The 16,279-nt window shown below is 60.0% G+C and carries 15 protein-coding genes; 6 read left to right on the plus strand and 9 right to left on the minus strand.

The genetic code is table 11. The features are described from left to right. Positions 1–12 precede the first annotated feature (12 nt). Positions 13–543 (minus strand): gamma carbonic anhydrase family protein, encoded by a 531-nt coding sequence (locus QD336_RS01515; RefSeq protein WP_269341335.1) that lies wholly within the window; start codon positions 541–543, stop codon positions 13–15. A 31-nt stretch (positions 544–574) separates the two neighbouring features. Further along, entirely contained in the window at positions 575–1,264 is a 690-nt protein-coding gene (locus tag QD336_RS01520) for a fumarylacetoacetate hydrolase family protein (protein WP_499168995.1), read from the minus strand. Between the two features lie 138 nt (positions 1,265–1,402). Between QD336_RS01520 and dusA the strand changes: the two genes are divergently transcribed. Next, the gene (gene dusA, locus QD336_RS01525) at positions 1,403–2,413 is read left to right on the plus strand and encodes a tRNA dihydrouridine(20/20a) synthase DusA (protein WP_499168996.1); all 1,011 of its coding nucleotides are present in this window, start codon (positions 1,403–1,405) and stop codon (positions 2,411–2,413) included. Between the two features lie 6 nt (positions 2,414–2,419). On the opposite strand, the gene QD336_RS01530 is transcribed toward dusA, so the two are convergent. Further along, positions 2,420–3,220: a DUF72 domain-containing protein gene (locus QD336_RS01530; RefSeq protein ID WP_499168997.1), complete on the minus strand. Its 801-nt coding sequence runs from the start codon at positions 3,218–3,220 to the stop codon at positions 2,420–2,422. Positions 3,221–3,454: 234 nt separating this feature from the next. After that, positions 3,455–6,376 (minus strand): excinuclease ABC subunit UvrA, encoded by a 2,922-nt coding sequence (gene uvrA / locus QD336_RS01535; RefSeq protein ID WP_269341339.1) that lies wholly within the window; start codon positions 6,374–6,376, stop codon positions 3,455–3,457. A 264-nt stretch (positions 6,377–6,640) separates the two neighbouring features. On the opposite strand from uvrA, the gene QD336_RS01540 reads away from it, so the two are divergent. Both QD336_RS01540 and QD336_RS01545 read left to right on the plus strand, forming a co-directional pair. Next, positions 6,641–7,225 (plus strand): single-stranded DNA-binding protein, encoded by a 585-nt coding sequence (locus tag QD336_RS01540; RefSeq protein WP_499168999.1) that lies wholly within the window; start codon positions 6,641–6,643, stop codon positions 7,223–7,225. A gap of 39 nt (positions 7,226–7,264) precedes the next feature. Further along, positions 7,265–7,534, plus strand: coding sequence for a hypothetical protein (locus QD336_RS01545; RefSeq protein WP_269341341.1), 270 nt, complete (start codon positions 7,265–7,267; stop codon positions 7,532–7,534). Between the two features lie 55 nt (positions 7,535–7,589). On the opposite strand, the gene QD336_RS01550 is transcribed toward QD336_RS01545, so the two are convergent. Both QD336_RS01550 and QD336_RS01555 read right to left on the minus strand, forming a co-directional pair. Next, a complete protein-coding gene (locus tag QD336_RS01550; protein ID WP_499169001.1) occupies positions 7,590–8,738 on the minus strand; it encodes an HPP family protein in 1,149 nt (382 codons plus the stop codon). A gap of 132 nt (positions 8,739–8,870) precedes the next feature. Continuing rightward, a complete protein-coding gene (locus QD336_RS01555; RefSeq protein ID WP_269341343.1) occupies positions 8,871–9,500 on the minus strand; it encodes a MarC family protein in 630 nt (209 codons plus the stop codon). 216 nt (positions 9,501–9,716) lie between these two features. Here QD336_RS01555 and gyrA point away from each other — a divergent pair, with 216 nt between their 5' ends. Continuing rightward, positions 9,717–12,509, plus strand: a complete 2,793-nt coding sequence (gene gyrA / locus QD336_RS01560; protein WP_499169003.1) for a DNA gyrase subunit A — start codon at positions 9,717–9,719, stop codon at positions 12,507–12,509. A gap of 90 nt (positions 12,510–12,599) precedes the next feature. Here gyrA and QD336_RS01565 read toward each other — a convergent pair whose 3' ends face one another. The 3 genes from QD336_RS01565 to QD336_RS01575 all read right to left on the minus strand — a co-directional run bounded on the left by QD336_RS01565 (position 12,600) and on the right by QD336_RS01575 (position 15,295). Next, the gene (locus QD336_RS01565) at positions 12,600–12,860 is read right to left on the minus strand and encodes a hypothetical protein (RefSeq protein ID WP_269341345.1); all 261 of its coding nucleotides are present in this window, start codon (positions 12,858–12,860) and stop codon (positions 12,600–12,602) included. Positions 12,861–12,943: 83 nt separating this feature from the next. Beyond that, on the minus strand, positions 12,944–14,437 hold the full coding sequence (locus QD336_RS01570; protein WP_499169005.1) for an SPOR domain-containing protein: 1,494 nt from the start codon (positions 14,435–14,437) through the stop codon (positions 12,944–12,946). 138 nt (positions 14,438–14,575) lie between these two features. Next, positions 14,576–15,295, minus strand: coding sequence for a hypothetical protein (locus tag QD336_RS01575; protein WP_499169007.1), 720 nt, complete (start codon positions 15,293–15,295; stop codon positions 14,576–14,578). A 137-nt stretch (positions 15,296–15,432) separates the two neighbouring features. On the opposite strand from QD336_RS01575, the gene QD336_RS01580 reads away from it, so the two are divergent. Beyond that, positions 15,433–15,696 carry a hypothetical protein gene (locus QD336_RS01580; RefSeq protein ID WP_269341348.1) on the plus strand — a complete coding sequence of 88 codons (264 nt, stop codon included), beginning with the start codon at positions 15,433–15,435 and terminating at the stop codon, positions 15,694–15,696. A gap of 14 nt (positions 15,697–15,710) precedes the next feature. Continuing rightward, complete coding sequence (locus tag QD336_RS01585) at positions 15,711–15,938, plus strand: hypothetical protein (RefSeq protein ID WP_499169009.1); 228 nt, start codon at positions 15,711–15,713, stop codon at positions 15,936–15,938. The last annotated feature ends 341 nt before the right edge of the window (positions 15,939–16,279 follow it).

Consider the following 16,279-nt stretch of genomic DNA (forward strand, 5'->3'; position numbering starts at 1 on the left):
CGCCATCCGTCTTTATTCGATGATCGCCAGATCTTTCGAAAAACGCTTCCAGTTCTCGATGTATTTTTCCGCCGAGCGGCGAAGGCCCGCAATGGTTTCGTCATCCAGCGTGCGGATGGCCCGCGCCGGTGACCCGACGATCAGCGAATTGTCCGGAAACTCTTTGCCCTCCGTCACCAGCGCGTTGGCGCCGACGAGGCAGTTGCGGCCGATCTTTGCGCCGTTCAAAATCGTTGCGCCCATGCCAACAAGCGAATTGTCGCCGATGCTGCAGCCATGCACGATGGCGTGGTGGCCAATGGTGCACATTTCACCGATGGTCGCGGCAAAACCGGGATCGCTGTGCACCATAACGCCTTCCTGAATATTGGTGCCGCGGCCGATGCTGATCGGCTCGTTATCGCCGCGCAGCGTCGCACCGAACCAGATGCCGACATCTTCGCCGAGCGTGACCGAACCGATGACATTGGCATCGGGTGCAACCCAGTAATGATCCGGGGCAGGGGTTTGTGGTACCCGATCGGCGAGGCGGTAAAGCGGCATGGCGGTGTCCTCCCTTTGCGTTTCCTGCCGATCAGGCGATTTTGACCGAGAGTGTGCCGACACCGTCGACGCCACAATCTATCCTGTCACCGCGCACGATGGGGCCGACGCCGGCTGGCGTGCCGGTCATGATCACGTCGCCGGCGGCAAGGGTGAACAGCTTGGAAAGCTCGGCAATCACCTCTGGCACCTTCCAGATCATCTGGGCGAGATCGCCCGTCTGCTTGCGTTCGCCGTTGACATCGAGCCAGATCGCGCCTGTTGAGGGATGGCCGATTTTATCGGCGGGAACGATGGCCGAGACCGGTGCGGAATGTTCAAAGGCCTTGGCGCCCTCCCAGGAGCGCCCCATTTTCTTCAACCCGTCCTGCAGGTCGCGGCGGGTCATGTCGATGCCAACGGCATAACCCCAGACATGGCTCAGCGCCTCCGACGCTGGAATATCCGCGCCGCCACTCTTTAGCACCACGACGCACTCGACTTCGTAATGCACGTTGGAGGACAGCGGCGGGTAAGGGAAATCATTGCCTGCGGGCAGAAGATTGTCCGGGTTCTTCTGGAAATAAAAGGGCGGCTCACGCGAGGGATCGTGGCCCATCTCGATGGCGTGATCGGCGTAATTACGGCCGACGCAATAGACCCGCCGCACGGGGAACATGTCTTCCGTGCCCTCGACAGGCAGCAGAACGGGTTTCGGAGCGGGGATGACGGTGGCGGCCATGGGGATTTCCTGTCGTCTCTTTAAGCTGCAAGTCTTGTCCCGCGATTCCGGGGCGATTTCCAGTTGAAAATGACCTTGCCTGCAAAACTGGCTTTTTACGGTCCTTTGCTGTAGAAGCCGGCGCAAAGAGGTTTACCCATGTACAGACAAGCGCTTGCCAGCGGCGAAAAAATCTTCGCCGTGGCCCCTATGATCGATTGGACCGACACGAGGTGCAGATTTCTGCACCGGCAATTGTCGAAGCGCGCTTTGCTGTTCACCGAAATGATCGTTGCCGACGCCATCATTCATGGTCAGCGCGAGAAGCTGCTCGGTTATCATCCGCAGGAACATCCCGTTGCGCTGCAGCTCGGCGGATCGGATCCGGCCAAACTTGCCGAGGCGGTGCGGATCGCCGGTGATTACGGTTATGACGAGATCAACCTCAATGTCGGCTGCCCTTCGGACCGGGTGCAATCCGGTACCTTCGGCGCCTGCCTGATGCGTGAGCCGGATGTCGTGGCGGAATGTGTTTCGGCGATGAAAGCGGTTGCGGCTGTGCCGGTCACGGTCAAATGCCGCATCGGCGTTGATGACCAGGAACCCGAAGCCTTGCTGCCGGATTTTCTGGCGCGGGTGGTTGCGGCCGGTGCGGATGCTGTGTGGGTTCATGCGCGCAAAGCCTGGCTTCAAGGGCTTTCGCCAAAGGAGAACCGCGAGGTTCCACCGCTCGATTATGATCTCGTCCATCGCATGAAGCGGGAAAATCCTGACGTCTTCATAGGCATCAATGGCGGTATTTCCGATCTCGATCAGGCGAGCGAGCACCTGAAACATATGGACGGCGTGATGCTCGGCCGCGCCGCCTATCACAATACCTCGATCCTTGCCGATGTCGATCATCGCATCCATGGCGAGGAAGCCCGCCAATATGACTGGATGGCGCTGCGGGACGTGATGATGGCTTACGCCGCTGATTATATTGCCGCAGGTGGACGTCTCAATCACGTCACCCGCCACATGGTCGGCCTGTTTCAGGGCATGCCGGGCGCGCGCCGTTTCCGGCAAATCCTCTCCAGCGATGCCACCCGGCCGGGTGCTGGGCCGGAGGTGATCGAGGCAGCGTTTGCCGCCATCGATTTCAATCCGACGAAAGAACTGGCGGGCTGAGGGGGCTCAGACCGCTTTTTGCAGTTCCTGCGCACCAACAGGCGCATTGACCTTGCCGCCGGTGATGAAGAAGGCGAAGACGTCGCGCGGGGTCTTTTCGACCTTGCGCTCGGGCGCGATCAGCGCCAGATCGTCAGGCACGCCGCCCGCCGCATAGGTCTTGACCCGTTTGGCCCAGTCGCTGATCCCGGTCTGCGGATAACAGGTCTTGATATCGTCTTCGCCCTTCTGCAGGCGGCAATAGACGAAATCGGCGGTCACATCCGGCAGCATCGGATAATCGTGATGATCGGCGCAGACGACGGCGACCTTGTGTTTGGCGAGGAGATCGATGAATTCCGGCACCTGGAATGTTTCATTGCGAACCTCGACCACATGCCGCAGGGAAATGCCGTCCTGTTTTTCCGGCAGCAGCGCCAGAAAGGCGCCGAAATCATCCGCATCGAATTTTTTCGTGGGCGCGAACTGCCAGAGGATCGGGCCGAGATGGGAGCCAAGTTCCGTCAGCCCCTGCGTCAGGAACTTCGTCATGGATTCACCGGCCTCGGCCAGAACCCTGCGATTTGTGACGAAGCGGCTCGCCTTCAGCGAGAAGATGAAATCCTCCGGCACTTCGGAGGCCCATTTGGCGAAGGTTTCCGGCTTCTGGCTGCTGTAATAGGTGCCGTTCACCTCGATTGCCGTCAATTGCCGGCTGGCATGTTCGAGCTGACGTTTCTTTGTCAGCTTTTCCGGATAAAACGTGCCTTCCCAGGGCTCGAAGGTCCAGCCGCCGATACCGATGCGGATCGTTCCTGATGTCGACATATGCTGTTCCTCCACTGACGCCTCGATGGTTGAATTCTTGCTTGAACAGGCAGCGAATGGCTCCGCAGCCTCAAACCGCTGACACAGCGTATCTCAAAGCCCGCATCATCCCCGGGCCTGTCCCGAGGATTTAACCCGTACCGTCAATCTACCGGTCGCAGATGCTCGGGACAGGCCCGAACATGACGCAGGAGAGGTTTGCAGACTTCGCCACGACCTCAACCCTTGCCGTACTTACTCCGCTGCCTCGCGTTTCCCGGCCGGCCGGCGGTCGAGAAGTTCCTTCAGGAAGTGGCCGGTATAGGAGCGCTCGACCTTGACGATGTCTTCCGGCGTGCCGGTCGCCACCACTTCACCACCGCCCGTGCCACCTTCGGGGCCGATATCGATGATCCAGTCGGCCGTCTTGATGACTTCGAGATTGTGTTCGATCACCACCACGGAATTGCCCTGTTCCACCAGCGCATGCAGCATTTCCAGGAGCTTGTTGACGTCGTGGAAATGCAGGCCGGTCGTCGGCTCGTCGAGGATATAAAGCGTACGGCCCGTCGAGCGTTTCGACAGTTCCTTGGCGAGCTTGACGCGCTGTGCCTCGCCGCCGGAAAGCGTGTTTGCCTGCTGGCCGACCTTGATGTAACCGAGGCCGACATCGAACAGGGATTGCAGCTTGTCACGCACCGCCGGCACGGCGGCGAAGAACTCTACGCCTTCCTCCACCGTCATATCCAGCACGTCAGCGATGGACTTGCCCTTGAAGGTGACATCCAGCGTCTCGCGATTATAGCGCTTGCCGTGGCAGACGTCACAGGTGACGTAAACGTCGGGCAGGAAGTGCATCTCGATCTTGATGACGCCATCGCCCTGGCAGGCCTCGCAGCGGCCGCCCTTGACGTTGAAGGAGAAACGACCCGGCGCATAACCGCGTGCTTTCGCTTCCGGCAGGCCGGCAAACCAGTCACGGATCGGCGTGAAGGCGCCGGTATAGGTGGCGGGGTTGGAGCGCGGCGTGCGGCCGATCGGCGACTGGTCGATGTCGATCACCTTGTCGATGAATTCGAAACCGTCGATGCGGTCGTGTTCGGCCGGGATTTCACGCGCGCCCATTACCCGGCGCGCCGCAGACTTATAGAGCGTCTCGATCAGGAAGGTCGATTTGCCGCCGCCAGATACGCCGGTCACCGCGGTGAAAACGCCGAGCGGCACGGCTGCCGTGACATTCTGGAGATTGTTACCGCGGGCGCCAAAAACCTTGATCTCGCGACCCTTTTTCGGCTTGCGGCGTTCGGCCGGCACGGCAACGCCCAGTTCGCCGGAGAGGTATTTGCCGGTCAGTGATTTCGGATTGGCCATCACATCCTGCGGTGTGCCTTCCGCGATCACCTGACCACCGTGAATGCCGGCGGCCGGGCCGATATCGACCACATAATCCGCCGTCAGAATGGCGTCTTCGTCATGTTCGACAACGATGACGGTATTACCGATATCGCGCAGGTGTTTCAGCGTCTCGAGCAGGCGGGCGTTGTCACGCTGGTGCAGGCCGATCGACGGCTCGTCGAGAACATAGAGAACGCCTGTCAGACCCGAGCCGATCTGCGAGGCCAGACGAATACGCTGGCTCTCACCGCCGGAAAGCGTTCCGGAATTGCGCGACAGGCTGAGATAATCGAGCCCCACATCGTTGAGGAATCGCAGGCGCTCGCGGATTTCCTTGAGAATGCGGACTGCGATCTCGTTCTGCTTGGCGTTGAGATTTTCCGGCAGCACCTCGAACCAGTCGCGTGCCTTGCGGATCGACATTTCGGTGACTTCACCGATATGCAGCTTATTGATCTTGACGGCGAGGGCTTCCGGCTTCAGGCGATAACCGGCGCAGGCCGGGCAGGGGGCCGCCGACATGTAACGCTCGATTTCCTCACGCGCCCAGGCGCTGTCGGTCTCTTTCCAGCGACGCTCCAGATTGGGCACGATGCCTTCGAAGTTCTTCACCGTCTTGTAGGAACGGGCGCCGTCCTGATAATTGAATTCGATCTTGTCGTCCGTGCCCTGAAGGATGGCGTGCTGCGCTTCCTTCGACAGATCGGACCATTTGCTCGACAGCTTGAACCCAAAGGCATTGCCGAGCGCTTCCAGCGTCTGGTTGTAATAGGGCGAGGAAGATTTTGCCCAGGGGGCAATGGCGCCGTCGCGCAGGGTGCGGGCCGGTTCGGGCACGATCAGGTTTTCATCTACCTTCTGCTGCGAACCGAGGCCATCGCAGCTGGGGCAGGCGCCGAAGGGGTTGTTGAAGGAGAACAGCCGTGGCTCGATTTCCGGGATGGTAAAGCCGGAAACGGGGCAGGCGAATTTCTCCGAAAACAGCACACGCTCATGGGTCTCGTTGAGAGACTTGTTGGCCGAGCCGCCGGCGGCGGTTTCTTCGGGTGGCAGAGGCTTGTCGGCGAATTCGGCGATTGCCAGCCCGTCGGCGAGCTTGAGGCAGGTCTCGAGACTGTCGGCAAGGCGTGCGGCCATATCCGGGCGCACGACGGCACGGTCGACCACCACGTCGATATCGTGCTTGTATTTCTTGTCTAGGGCAGGAACGTCGGCGATCTCGTAGAACTGGCCATCCACCTTGACGCGCTGGAAGCCCTTCTTCATCAGCTCCGCCAGCTCCTTCTTGTACTCGCCTTTGCGGCCCCGCACGATCGGCGCGAGAATATAAAGACGCGTGCCTTCCTCGAAAGCGAGGATGCGGTCGACCATCTGGCTGACTGTCTGGCTTTCGATCGGCAGGCCGGTCGCAGGCGAATAGGGCACGCCGACACGCGCGAACAGGAGGCGCATATAGTCGTAAATCTCGGTGACCGTGCCGACTGTGGAGCGCGGATTGCGCGACGTTGTCTTCTGCTCGATGGAAATGGCCGGCGACAGGCCGTCGATCTGGTCGACATCCGGTTTCTGCATCATTTCCAGGAACTGGCGCGCATAGGCCGAAAGGCTTTCGACATAACGGCGCTGACCCTCGGCATAGATCGTATCGAAGGCAAGCGACGACTTACCCGAGCCGGAAAGCCCGGTCATGACGATCAGCTTGTTGCGCGGTAGATCCAGATCGATGCCCTTGAGATTATGCTCGCGGGCGCCACGGATGGAAATCGTCTTCAGTTCACTCATGACAAGGCTCGGACAAAAATAACACACTTGATGGCAGCGCGTCCTTATGTAGTGACGCAGCCGAAGGTGTCGAGGTCTATTTCCTATCGGTCGCAGCTTTTCGGAATGCTTGACTCGAAATCTGCGATTTAATAGAACAAAAAAGGAACGAATTGCAAGCGTGAATGTCTGCTCCCGCAGCTTAAGATTATTCTTTGTGGATAGTTCCCTGGCTGCGGTGCCCTTTGCGGGCAGCGGTGGTTATTGTGTGCGGAATTTTTTGAAATGCAATTGCCGGTCATGAAGGCTGGCGGACAGGATGACGAGATGGCTGGTAGCGTAAATAAGGTAATTCTGATCGGAAACGTGGGCGCCGATCCCGAAATCCGCCGGACGCAGGATGGCCGCCCCATCGCCAACCTGCGTATTGCCACCTCGGAGACCTGGCGGGACCGCAACAGCGGCGAGCGCAAGGAAAAGACCGAATGGCACACCGTCGTGGTTTTCAACGAGGGCCTGTGCAAGGTCGTCGAGCAATATGTGAAAAAGGGCGCCAAGCTCTATATCGAAGGCCAGCTGCAGACGCGGAAATGGCAGGACCAGACCGGCAATGACCGTTACTCCACCGAAATCGTGCTGCAGGGCTTCAACTCCACGCTGACGATGCTTGATGGTCGCGGCGAAGGCGGCGGCGGCCGCAGCGGCGGCGGTGATTTCGGCGGTGGCAATGATTATGGCAGCGGCGGCGGTTCCGGTTACGGCGGCGGCGGTTACGACCAGCAGTCCTCGTCGCGCGGCGGCTCTTCCCGTGGCGGCGGCCAGCCTTCCGGCGGTTTCTCCAACGACATGGACGACGATATCCCGTTCTGAGCGGACGGCGAATACGTAATAGCGTGACAGGAGGCAGGCATGAGTGACGAAACCGCACCGAAACCGCCGGCGACAAAACAACCGGCTACCTGGCGCATCATTCTCGCCTTCTTCCTCGATTTCTGGACGGCGTTTTTCATCGCCGGATTTCTTGTCGCGTCGGTTGCAGGGGGGCGCACGCCACAGGGTTTTACCCTGAATGGCCTGCCCGCCTTTATCGCCTTCGCGCTGATCATCGCTTATTTTGTCGTGCTCGGGCGGTTTTTTGGCGGCACGCTATGGCAGCGTCTCCTTAAGGCGAGGCGCTAACATCCGGTTTTGCCGGCTCTCCCACAGGGAGGTAGTATTTCGGCGTCGCGGCAGACTATGCCGCGACCTTGTCCGCCAGCATCGCGACCATGACATCGGATTGCGACACGATACCCACCATTTTTCCTTTGGCATCGATGACCGGCAGGTAATGCAGCCCTTCCTCCGCAAAGCGGATGATGGCTTCCTCGATCGAGGTTTCCGGTCGCACGGTTTTCACCGGCGAGGTCATGATGTCCTTGACGGTGTCGTTGGGTGCGCTTGCACCTGAGAGGATGAGGCGCAGCCGTTGCAGGAAGCCGATGGAGGGGCGGCCGTTCCTCCAGCTTGCCTTTTCGAGAAAATCCGTCTGGGTGACGATGCCGACGATTTCGGCCCTGTCGTTGGTGACGGGCAGCGCCTTGAAATGATGGCTGTGCATCAACGCATGGGCGTGGCGCAGGCTGTCATCGGGGGCGACGCCGACCACATCCTGCGACATGACGCTGGCGCAATCGAGATGCAACGCGCGGCGGCGATAGGAGCGCAACTCGGTCTTGCGCAGGATGGTCTCCAGCGCATCGCGGTCGATATCGAGGAATTCGTCATATTCCTTCAGCACCTCGTCGAGGTCGGTCGAGGAAAAGCCGATTTTCTGGATGGGAGTGGGATCCGTGGTGCCGTGGGCGGCCTTTCCGAGCTTCAGGCCGTGGGGATAGGCGCGGCCGGTGGCATTGTTATAGGCGAGCGCAAGCGCAAGAAGGATCAGCGAGTTTCCGGCGACCGGCCACAGGAGAAAACCATATCCGAGGCTATGTACGGCGGGGCCACCGAGAACGGCCGTCAGCGCCACCGCTCCGCTTGGCGGGTGCAGGCAGCGCAGCGCCATCATCGCGGCGATGGCGAGGCTGATCGCCAGTGCGCTGGCGAGGAAGAGATCCGGCACCAGCAGCGCCACGGTCACGCCCACGAAGGCCGAAACGAGGTTGCCGCACAGGATTGACCAGGGCTGCGCCAGAGGGCTGGAGGGCACGGCGAATAAAAGCACGGCCGAAGCGCCCATCGGCGCGATCATGGCGGGCAGGGTGGGATCGAAACGCAGAGCCAGACCGCCCAGAAGGCCGGTCAGCAGAATGCCGACAAAGGCGCCGGTTGCGGAGCGCAGCCTTTCCCTGTTGCTGACGGGTGCGGCATCCGGGATGAGGCGGCGCAGCATGGAACGCATGAGGAGAACTTTCGAATCCGGAAAAGATGCGCGTCTTTTAGCCGAAATGGCGGCCGGATTTAAAGGATGGATTTTCCGGAGTTGTTGCCGGATGCGGGATTTTGTTGCGCAGACATGCGATCATGCCGGAGTTCAGAAATCGAAGGCCGATTTTATGCCGTCAACCACGAACTGCACCGAGAGTGCGGCGAGCAGAACGCCGAGAAGCCGGGTAAGGATGGCGCGGCCGGTATTGCCGAGAAAACGGTCCATGCGCTCCGAAACGATCAGTGCAGCATAAACGAGGGCCATGGCGAAAGCGAGGATCAGGATGAGCACTACCATCTCGATGGTGGTTTTCATCGAGCCGGCAAGCAGCACGGTGGCGGAAATGGCGCCCGGCCCCGCGATCAGCGGCAGGGCCAGCGGAAAGACCGCTAGATTGTGCAGGTGGTCCTTGGTGATGGCGATCTCGGAGGTCTTTTCCTTGCGCTCCTGGCGTTTCTCGAAAATCATCTCGAAGGAAATCCAGAACAGCAGAAGGCCGCCGGCGATGCGGAAGGCGCCGAGCGAAATGCCGAGCAGGTTGAGAATGGCAAGACCGAACAGTGCGAAGACGGCAAGAATGCCGAAGGCGATGATGGAACCGCGCAATGCTACCTGGCTGCGCTGGTCACGCGTCATGCCGGCGGTCAGCGCCAGGAAAACGGGGGCGAGACCCGGCGGATCGAGCGTGACCAGAAGTGTGGTAAGCGCATTGATGAGCGTTTCGCTGCTGGCCATTCTTTCCCCGCTTATTGCTTTTTGCGCATGAGCCTACGCAAGTCGTGGCTGCTTTGAAAGGGAGCGGACCCGCTTTTGCCGGGCTAAATCGTGAAAAGCGGCGTTCGTCTTGCAAATGACGCAAAAGCCTGTTCAAAACTCGCCGGGAAATTGGCTTAACGTGGCTGTTTCCGCTATAAAAATCCATCCGATTCTTAACAGAGAATGTGATCCGTTTTGACTGACCAGAGCCCCCCCGGCGGCGGAAAACTTCCGCCAGGCATTGAACCGATTTCCATCATGGAGGAAATGCAGCGGTCGTATCTCGATTACGCCATGAGCGTCATCGTGTCCCGCGCGCTTCCCGATGTGCGAGACGGCCTGAAGCCGGTTCATCGCCGTATCCTCTACGGCATGTCCGAACTCGGCATCGACTGGAACAAGAAATACGTCAAATGCGCCCGTGTTACCGGGGACGTGATGGGTAAATTCCATCCGCACGGCAACATGGCGATCTATGACGCGCTGGCGCGCATGGCGCAGGACTGGTCACTCCGCCTGCCGCTGATCGACGGCCAGGGCAATTTCGGCTCCATCGACGGTGACCCGCCGGCGGCTGAGCGTTACACCGAATGCCGCCTGGAAAAGGCCGCGCATTCGCTGCTCGACGATCTCGACAAGGAAACGGTCGATTTCCGTGACAACTATGACGGCACCTTGCAGGAGCCTGTCGTCATTCCGGCCAAGTTCCCGAACCTTCTGGTCAACGGGGCAGGCGGTATCGCGGTCGGCATGGCCACCAACATTCCGCCGCACAATCTCTCGGAAGTCATCGACGGCTGTATTGCCATGATCGACAATCCGGCGATCGAATTGCCGGAACTGATGCAGATCATTCCCGGTCCGGATTTCCCGACCGGCGCGCTGATCATGGGCCGTTCGGGCATTCGCTCGGCTTATGAGACCGGCCGCGGTTCCGTCATCATGCGCGGCCGCGCCACCATCGAGCCGATGCGCGGCGACCGCGAGCAGATCATCATCACCGAAGTTCCCTATCAGGTGAACAAGGCGAACATGATCGAAAAGATGGCCGAACTGGTCAAGGAAAAGCGCATCGAGGGCATTTCCGACCTGCGCGACGAGTCCGACCGCCAGGGTTACCGCGTCGTCATCGAACTGAAGCGCGATGCCAATGCCGAAGTCATCCTGAACCAGCTTTACCGCTACACGCCGCTGCAGACCTCCTTCGGCTGCAACATGGTGGCGCTGAACGGCGGCAAGCCGGAGCAGATGACACTCATCGACATGCTGCGCGCCTTCGTTTCCTTCCGCGAAGACGTCGTCAGCCGCCGCACGAAGTACCTGCTGCGCAAGGCACGCGAGCGCGCGCATGTGTTGGTGGGTCTCGCGATTGCGGTCGCCAATATCGACGAGGTCATCCGCGTCATCCGTCATGCGCCCGATCCGGCTTCTGCCCGTGAAGAGCTGATGACACGCCGCTGGCCGGCGCAGGACGTGGAAAGCCTGATCCGTCTGATCGACGATCCGCGTCACCGCATCAATGATGACGGCACCTACAATCTTTCCGAGGAACAGGCGCGCGCCATTCTCGAACTGCGCCTTGCCCGCCTCACCGCGCTCGGTCGCGATGAAATCGGCGACGAGCTGAACAAGATCGGCGCGGAGATTTCCGAATACCTCGAAATCCTGTCGTCGCGCCTGCGCATCCAGCAGATCGTCAAGGACGAGCTTGTCTCGATCCGCGACGAATTCGGCACGCCGCGTCGCTCCGAGATCGTCGAGGGCGGTCCTGACATGGACGATGAAGACCTCATCGCCCGCGAGGACATGGTCGTCACCGTCTCGCATCTCGGTTACATCAAGCGTGTGCCGCTGACGACCTACAAGGCGCAGCGCCGCGGCGGCAAGGGCCGTTCCGGAATGGCGACGCGCGACGAGGATTTCGTCAACCGTCTCTTTGTTGCCAACACCCATACGCCGGTGCTGTTCTTCTCCTCGCGTGGCATCGTCTACAAGGAAAAGGTCTGGCGCCTGCCGATTGGCACGCCGCAATCCAAGGGCAAGGCCCTCATCAATATGCTGCCGCTGGAGCCCGGCGAGCGCATCACCACCATCATGCCGTTGCCCGAGGACGAAACGACCTGGGAAACGCTTGATGTGATGTTCTCGACGACGCGCGGCACGGTTCGCCGCAACAAGCTCGGCGATTTCGTGCAGGTCAACCGCAACGGCAAGATCGCCATGAAGCTGGACGAGGAGGGCGATGAAATCCTCTCCGTCGAAACCTGCACGGACCGCGACGACGTGTTGCTGACGACCGCGCTTGGCCAGTGCATCCGCTTCCCCGTGGACGATGTGCGCGTCTTTGCCGGCCGCAACTCCGTCGGTGTGCGTGGCATCAACATGGCCGAAGGCGACCGCATCATCTCCATGACCATTGTTGGCCATGTCGATGCCGAACCGTGGGAGCGTGCCGCCTATCTGAAGCGCTCGGCTGCCGAACGGCGTGCCGCCGGTGTCGATGAGGACGATATCGCGCTTGTTGGCGAGGAAGTGACGGAAGAGGGCGAGCTCAACGAAGAGCGTTATCAGGAGCTGAAGGCACGCGAAGAATTCGTGCTGACGGTTTCCGTGAAGGGCTTCGGCAAGCGTTCGTCTTCTTACGACTTCCGCACCTCGGGCCGCGGCGGCAAGGGCATCCGCGCCACCGATACCTCGAAGACCAACGAGATCGGCGAACTTGTTGCCGCCTTCCCGGTGGAAGAGGGCGACCAGATCATGCTGGTTTCCGATGGTGGCCAGCTGATCCGCGTACCGGTCAACGGTATCCGCATCGCGAGCCGCGCCACCAAGGGCGTCACGATCTTCTCCACCGCCAAGGATGAGAAGGTGGTTTCCGTGGAACGCATCAACGAGCCGGAAGGCGACGACGATGCCGAGAACGGCAATGGCGAAGAGGCGGATGGTAATCTGCCGGATACGCCGGAGGCACCGGAGAGCGAGGCGTAAGCCGCCTCGTTTCCCATACCCATTAACGAAAAACCCCGCGGTGCATGCGCTCCGCGGGGTTTTTCTTTGCCTGTTTGGCTAGTCCGGTTCTTATCGAATTCGCATATGCACCGGTGCACGTCCCGAGCGGCGCCCGACATGAAGGTGGATGCTGGCTTCCGGCTGGTTGGCGCGCCAGGCGCGGGCGCCATGCGACAGAAGCAGCGCCACGAGATCGCGTGTCTTTGCCTTGGAACGGTTGAGACCGATATCGGCGATACGCATCGCCGCCTCGTGAATGGGATGCAGGACCGAAAGGCTGCCATGCCCGTTGCCAGACGCAATGTCCGAATAATTCTCGTTGACTGCCATCTTGGAAAGCCTCGCTACTCACTACACAATTCGAGGAGACAGGCGATGTTTCGACAATGAAGCACCGCCTGCGGAAACGTCCGTTACTGGAGTGACGCCCAGCAGCTGACGCCTTTCTTTTTCAATGCATTGCATGCATTTACCGCGGCATTCTGGCCATCGAAGCCGCCGAAACGGGCGCGGTAGATCTGGGAGCCGTCCTTGCTGAAGGCGACCGTGAAGGGCTTTGCGGAGCGCAGTGCCGCGCCGCCTTTTTCCTGCGCGTTCTGCAACAGGCCGCGCGCGGAGTTTTCGTCGGGCGATGCGCCGATCTGGATCACCCAGCCACCCTGCGGAGCCTCTGCCCTGGGGGAGACGGAAGGTGCGGCGGATGCAGATGCTGCCGTCGATGCCGTGACGATATTGTCCACCTTGGTGGAGTTGGTAATCATCTTGCGATCCGGCGCGACGGGGGCCTGGGAAATGGGGTCCTTGCCCTTCTGCCAGGTGGCTGCTTCCATGGCCTTGACGGCGGCATTGGAAGAGGAGCCCGCAAAGGCGGTGACCGGCGCTTCTTCGTAACGGGTCTGCGGAACGGGGCCCGCATGCGGAAGGCCGGCATCGGTGGCTGCGACGGCCACGGAAGGAACGGCTGCCGCCACGGCAACGGGTTCTTCGACCGGAGCAGAGCGCGTCTGAGCAATCAGGTTGCTGTTGCCGCCACGCGATGCCTGCGGCAGATAAGTCGCGACCAGCTTGCGCATGGTGGCGTCACGGGCAGCGCTGGAGCGTCCGCCGAGAACGACGGCGACGATCGAGCGGCCATCGAGCTGCGCGGACGTCGCGAGATTGCTGCCGGCTGCGCGGGTGTAACCGGTCTTGATGCCATCCACGCCCTTCACGGTTCCGACGAGGCGATTGTGGTTGCCGATAACCTGCTTGCCGAAATTGAAGGTACGGGTGGAGAAATAGCCGTAATATTGCGGGAAATGCTGGCGAAGGGCGACGCCGAGGCGGGCTTGGTCGCGTGCCGTCGTCATCTGCGCCGTGTTGGGCAGGCCGTTGGCGTTGCGATAGGTCGTGCGGGTCATGCCGAGTGCGCGGGCCTTTGCCGTCATCATCCGGGCGAAACGGTCTTCCGAGCCGCCGAGATGTTCGCCGAGCGCGGTCGCCATATCGTTTGCGGAACGGGTGACGAGGGCGAGGATCGCCTGCTCAACCGTAACGCTGCCACCGGCGCGCACGCCAAGCTTGGACGGCGGCTCCTTGGCGGCATTGGCCGAAACTGGCACTCGGGAATCAAGCGAAATGCGTCCGCTGTTGAGCGCCTCGAATGTCAGGTAAAGCGTCATCATCTTGGTCAGCGACGCCGGATAACGCAAACCATCAGGATCCTCGCCATAGAGAACCTTGCCGGTCTTGGCATCGATGACGATACCCGCATATTTCGGATCGGCCTTTGCGGTCTGAACGGATGTTGCGGTTATGAACGCCGCAGCAAGGGTTAGCGCAATAAACCTTACGAAAGACGTCGCACCCGCTTTGCGCGAATGTGCCCCAGATAGACTTTTCAACACTGCTGAACTCTTCAATCGCATATTTCTGTTCCGCTCGGACACGCCCCGCCCGATGCTCCGGGAAGAAACTTTATCGGGATGGCGTTACCAAGTGGTTTATGAAAGGTATCCGCCTTCCATAAAATGCGACTTTTCACACGCAATCTGTGCCGTGCCGTGTCAGGGATTTGCGTCTTTTACGAGGCGCTGCGTGACATAGACTTTCACATCCGCATCGAGCTTTTGCCATTGCGGCAGCAGATTGGCGGAAAAGCGGTAGAACAGGCTGAGGTCCTGGCCGATGTGAATATCCCTCTGGCAGTCGCTTCCCGTCGCTTCCTGCGGCGTCTGCGGCAAGAGGCAGCGCGCCACAAAGGCGTCGTTGTTTTCACGTTCCCCGGTCACGATGACTTCCTTGCCATAGCCGGAATCGGCACGCAGGTGGTGTAGGAAGAGGCCGTGCTTCAATGGCACCGGCTCTCCTTCGGTCAGCCGCGAATAGATCGGCCCGAAACGGCCGGACATGTCTTCGGACATGGTGCTTTGCGAGAGCTGGACGAAGATCAGCCCCGCTGACCGGGCGGGATCGTCGAAGATCGCACGATTCGCATCCTCATATCCTTTGAGGTCAGGCCAGGTGAGGTAGAGGTCGACCCGTTCGCTTTCGCCGCCCTGTCGTTCGGAAGGCGTTCGCAGCGTGTTTCTGGCGAGTTTCAGCCGATCGTTGCCGATGGTGATCTCCACCTCATCGGTATCGGTCACATGTCCTGCCTTGAGGATCCGCTCGCCATACCATTTGATGCCGACATTGAGGCCGACGAGAAGGATGAGAAGAATTCCGGCAATGAGGACCGCGCGGCGCAAGAGGGACGATGAAAGCAGGGGTCTTTGGTCGTGCATGGGCTTCCATCTTCGTTCCGGCCGCAGGATGATTTTCCAGACGGAAAATAGCCATGCAAAGCTTTAACCCGAGGCGGACGGCATTGAAATGACGTTTTGCCGCTGCTACCTGATACCAACCAAACAAAGGACGGCAGATGGCAGCGCGCGACAGATATTCCCGAAAGCTCGAATGTTCCAAATGTGGTCATCAGGGTTTTGCCGAAGCGTCGGAATCGGATGACAAGAGCCGTCGGGATGTCGATTTTCGCATCGATGACATGCCGAGGGGGTTTCGCACGGAACGTGCCTCGGGCGATCCGACGGATTTCATGATCCGCTGCGCCCAGTGCGGCAATATATTCCGGTTCCTGCAGAAAACCGCCTATGCGCCCGGAGGCGAACCGCGCGTGAAGGCCTGAAGGAAGGTGCCTGCATGACTCTACCGCAACAGCAGAACGGAGGCCCGCAAAGGCGCAAGCCGATATGGCCCTGGATCGTGCTTCTGGTGCTGACGCTCTCGGCCATCTATTCCTATAATCGTGCCGGCGAGATCATTGCGGAATTCTCCGACAACTTACCGCCGGCGCTGCTCAACCTGTTCGAGGATATTCTCCGGGGCGACGGCCGGCATGGCAATGGCGGACCAGGCATCGGCGTCTGAAGAGCAACCGTGCTGGCGCGCCGTGTCCGGGGCACTCTTCTACCGGCGGACCTATTTTCGGTTCTATAAAAGAAAAAAGCCCCGCAAACAGGCGGGGCAGGTTGATCGCTCGGGGAAAGTTGGGCAATGCCCGGGAGCGATGGCTTGATATAAGTGACAATAGTGCTGACGCGATAGGCCATTTCCGTCCCAAACAGTACGCCTGTGCATAAATTTCGCTCAATTTGGATTTTTTTGAACGACGAGTTGGGTAAATCTGTAAGACAACTTGACAGACTTTCGCGTTATTCTTTGCATTGCCTCGAATTGCACATATTCGCCTTTAACATAACGTGACATGA

The sequence above is a fragment of the Rhizobium sp. BR 250 genome, assembly GCF_047445855.1.
GTDB lineage: Bacteria > Pseudomonadota > Alphaproteobacteria > Rhizobiales > Rhizobiaceae > Agrobacterium > Agrobacterium tumefaciens_I.

What these genes read in the sequence shown, in the direction of transcription:
- QD336_RS01515 (WP_269341335.1), bottom strand. Translation starts at nt 543, where the DNA reads ATGCCGCTTTACCGCCTCGCCGATCGGGTACCACAAACCCCTGCCCCG.
- QD336_RS01520 (WP_499168995.1), bottom strand. Translation starts at nt 1,264, where the DNA reads ATGGCCGCCACCGTCATCCCCGCTCCGAAACCCGTTCTGCTGCCTGTC.
- dusA (WP_499168996.1), top strand. Translation starts at nt 1,403, where the DNA reads ATGTACAGACAAGCGCTTGCCAGCGGCGAAAAAATCTTCGCCGTGGCC.
- QD336_RS01530 (WP_499168997.1), bottom strand. Translation starts at nt 3,220, where the DNA reads ATGTCGACATCAGGAACGATCCGCATCGGTATCGGCGGCTGGACCTTC.
- uvrA (WP_269341339.1), bottom strand. Translation starts at nt 6,376, where the DNA reads ATGAGTGAACTGAAGACGATTTCCATCCGTGGCGCCCGCGAGCATAAT.
- QD336_RS01540 (WP_499168999.1), top strand. Translation starts at nt 6,641, where the DNA reads ATGCAATTGCCGGTCATGAAGGCTGGCGGACAGGATGACGAGATGGCT.
- QD336_RS01545 (WP_269341341.1), top strand. Translation starts at nt 7,265, where the DNA reads ATGAGTGACGAAACCGCACCGAAACCGCCGGCGACAAAACAACCGGCT.
- QD336_RS01550 (WP_499169001.1), bottom strand. Translation starts at nt 8,738, where the DNA reads ATGCGTTCCATGCTGCGCCGCCTCATCCCGGATGCCGCACCCGTCAGC.
- QD336_RS01555 (WP_269341343.1), bottom strand. Translation starts at nt 9,500, where the DNA reads ATGGCCAGCAGCGAAACGCTCATCAATGCGCTTACCACACTTCTGGTC.
- QD336_RS01565 (WP_269341345.1), bottom strand. Translation starts at nt 12,860, where the DNA reads ATGGCAGTCAACGAGAATTATTCGGACATTGCGTCTGGCAACGGGCAT.
- QD336_RS01570 (WP_499169005.1), bottom strand. Translation starts at nt 14,437, where the DNA reads ATGCGATTGAAGAGTTCAGCAGTGTTGAAAAGTCTATCTGGGGCACAT.
- QD336_RS01575 (WP_499169007.1), bottom strand. Translation starts at nt 15,295, where the DNA reads ATGCACGACCAAAGACCCCTGCTTTCATCGTCCCTCTTGCGCCGCGCG.
- QD336_RS01580 (WP_269341348.1), top strand. Translation starts at nt 15,433, where the DNA reads ATGGCAGCGCGCGACAGATATTCCCGAAAGCTCGAATGTTCCAAATGT.
- QD336_RS01585 (WP_499169009.1), top strand. Translation starts at nt 15,711, where the DNA reads ATGACTCTACCGCAACAGCAGAACGGAGGCCCGCAAAGGCGCAAGCCG.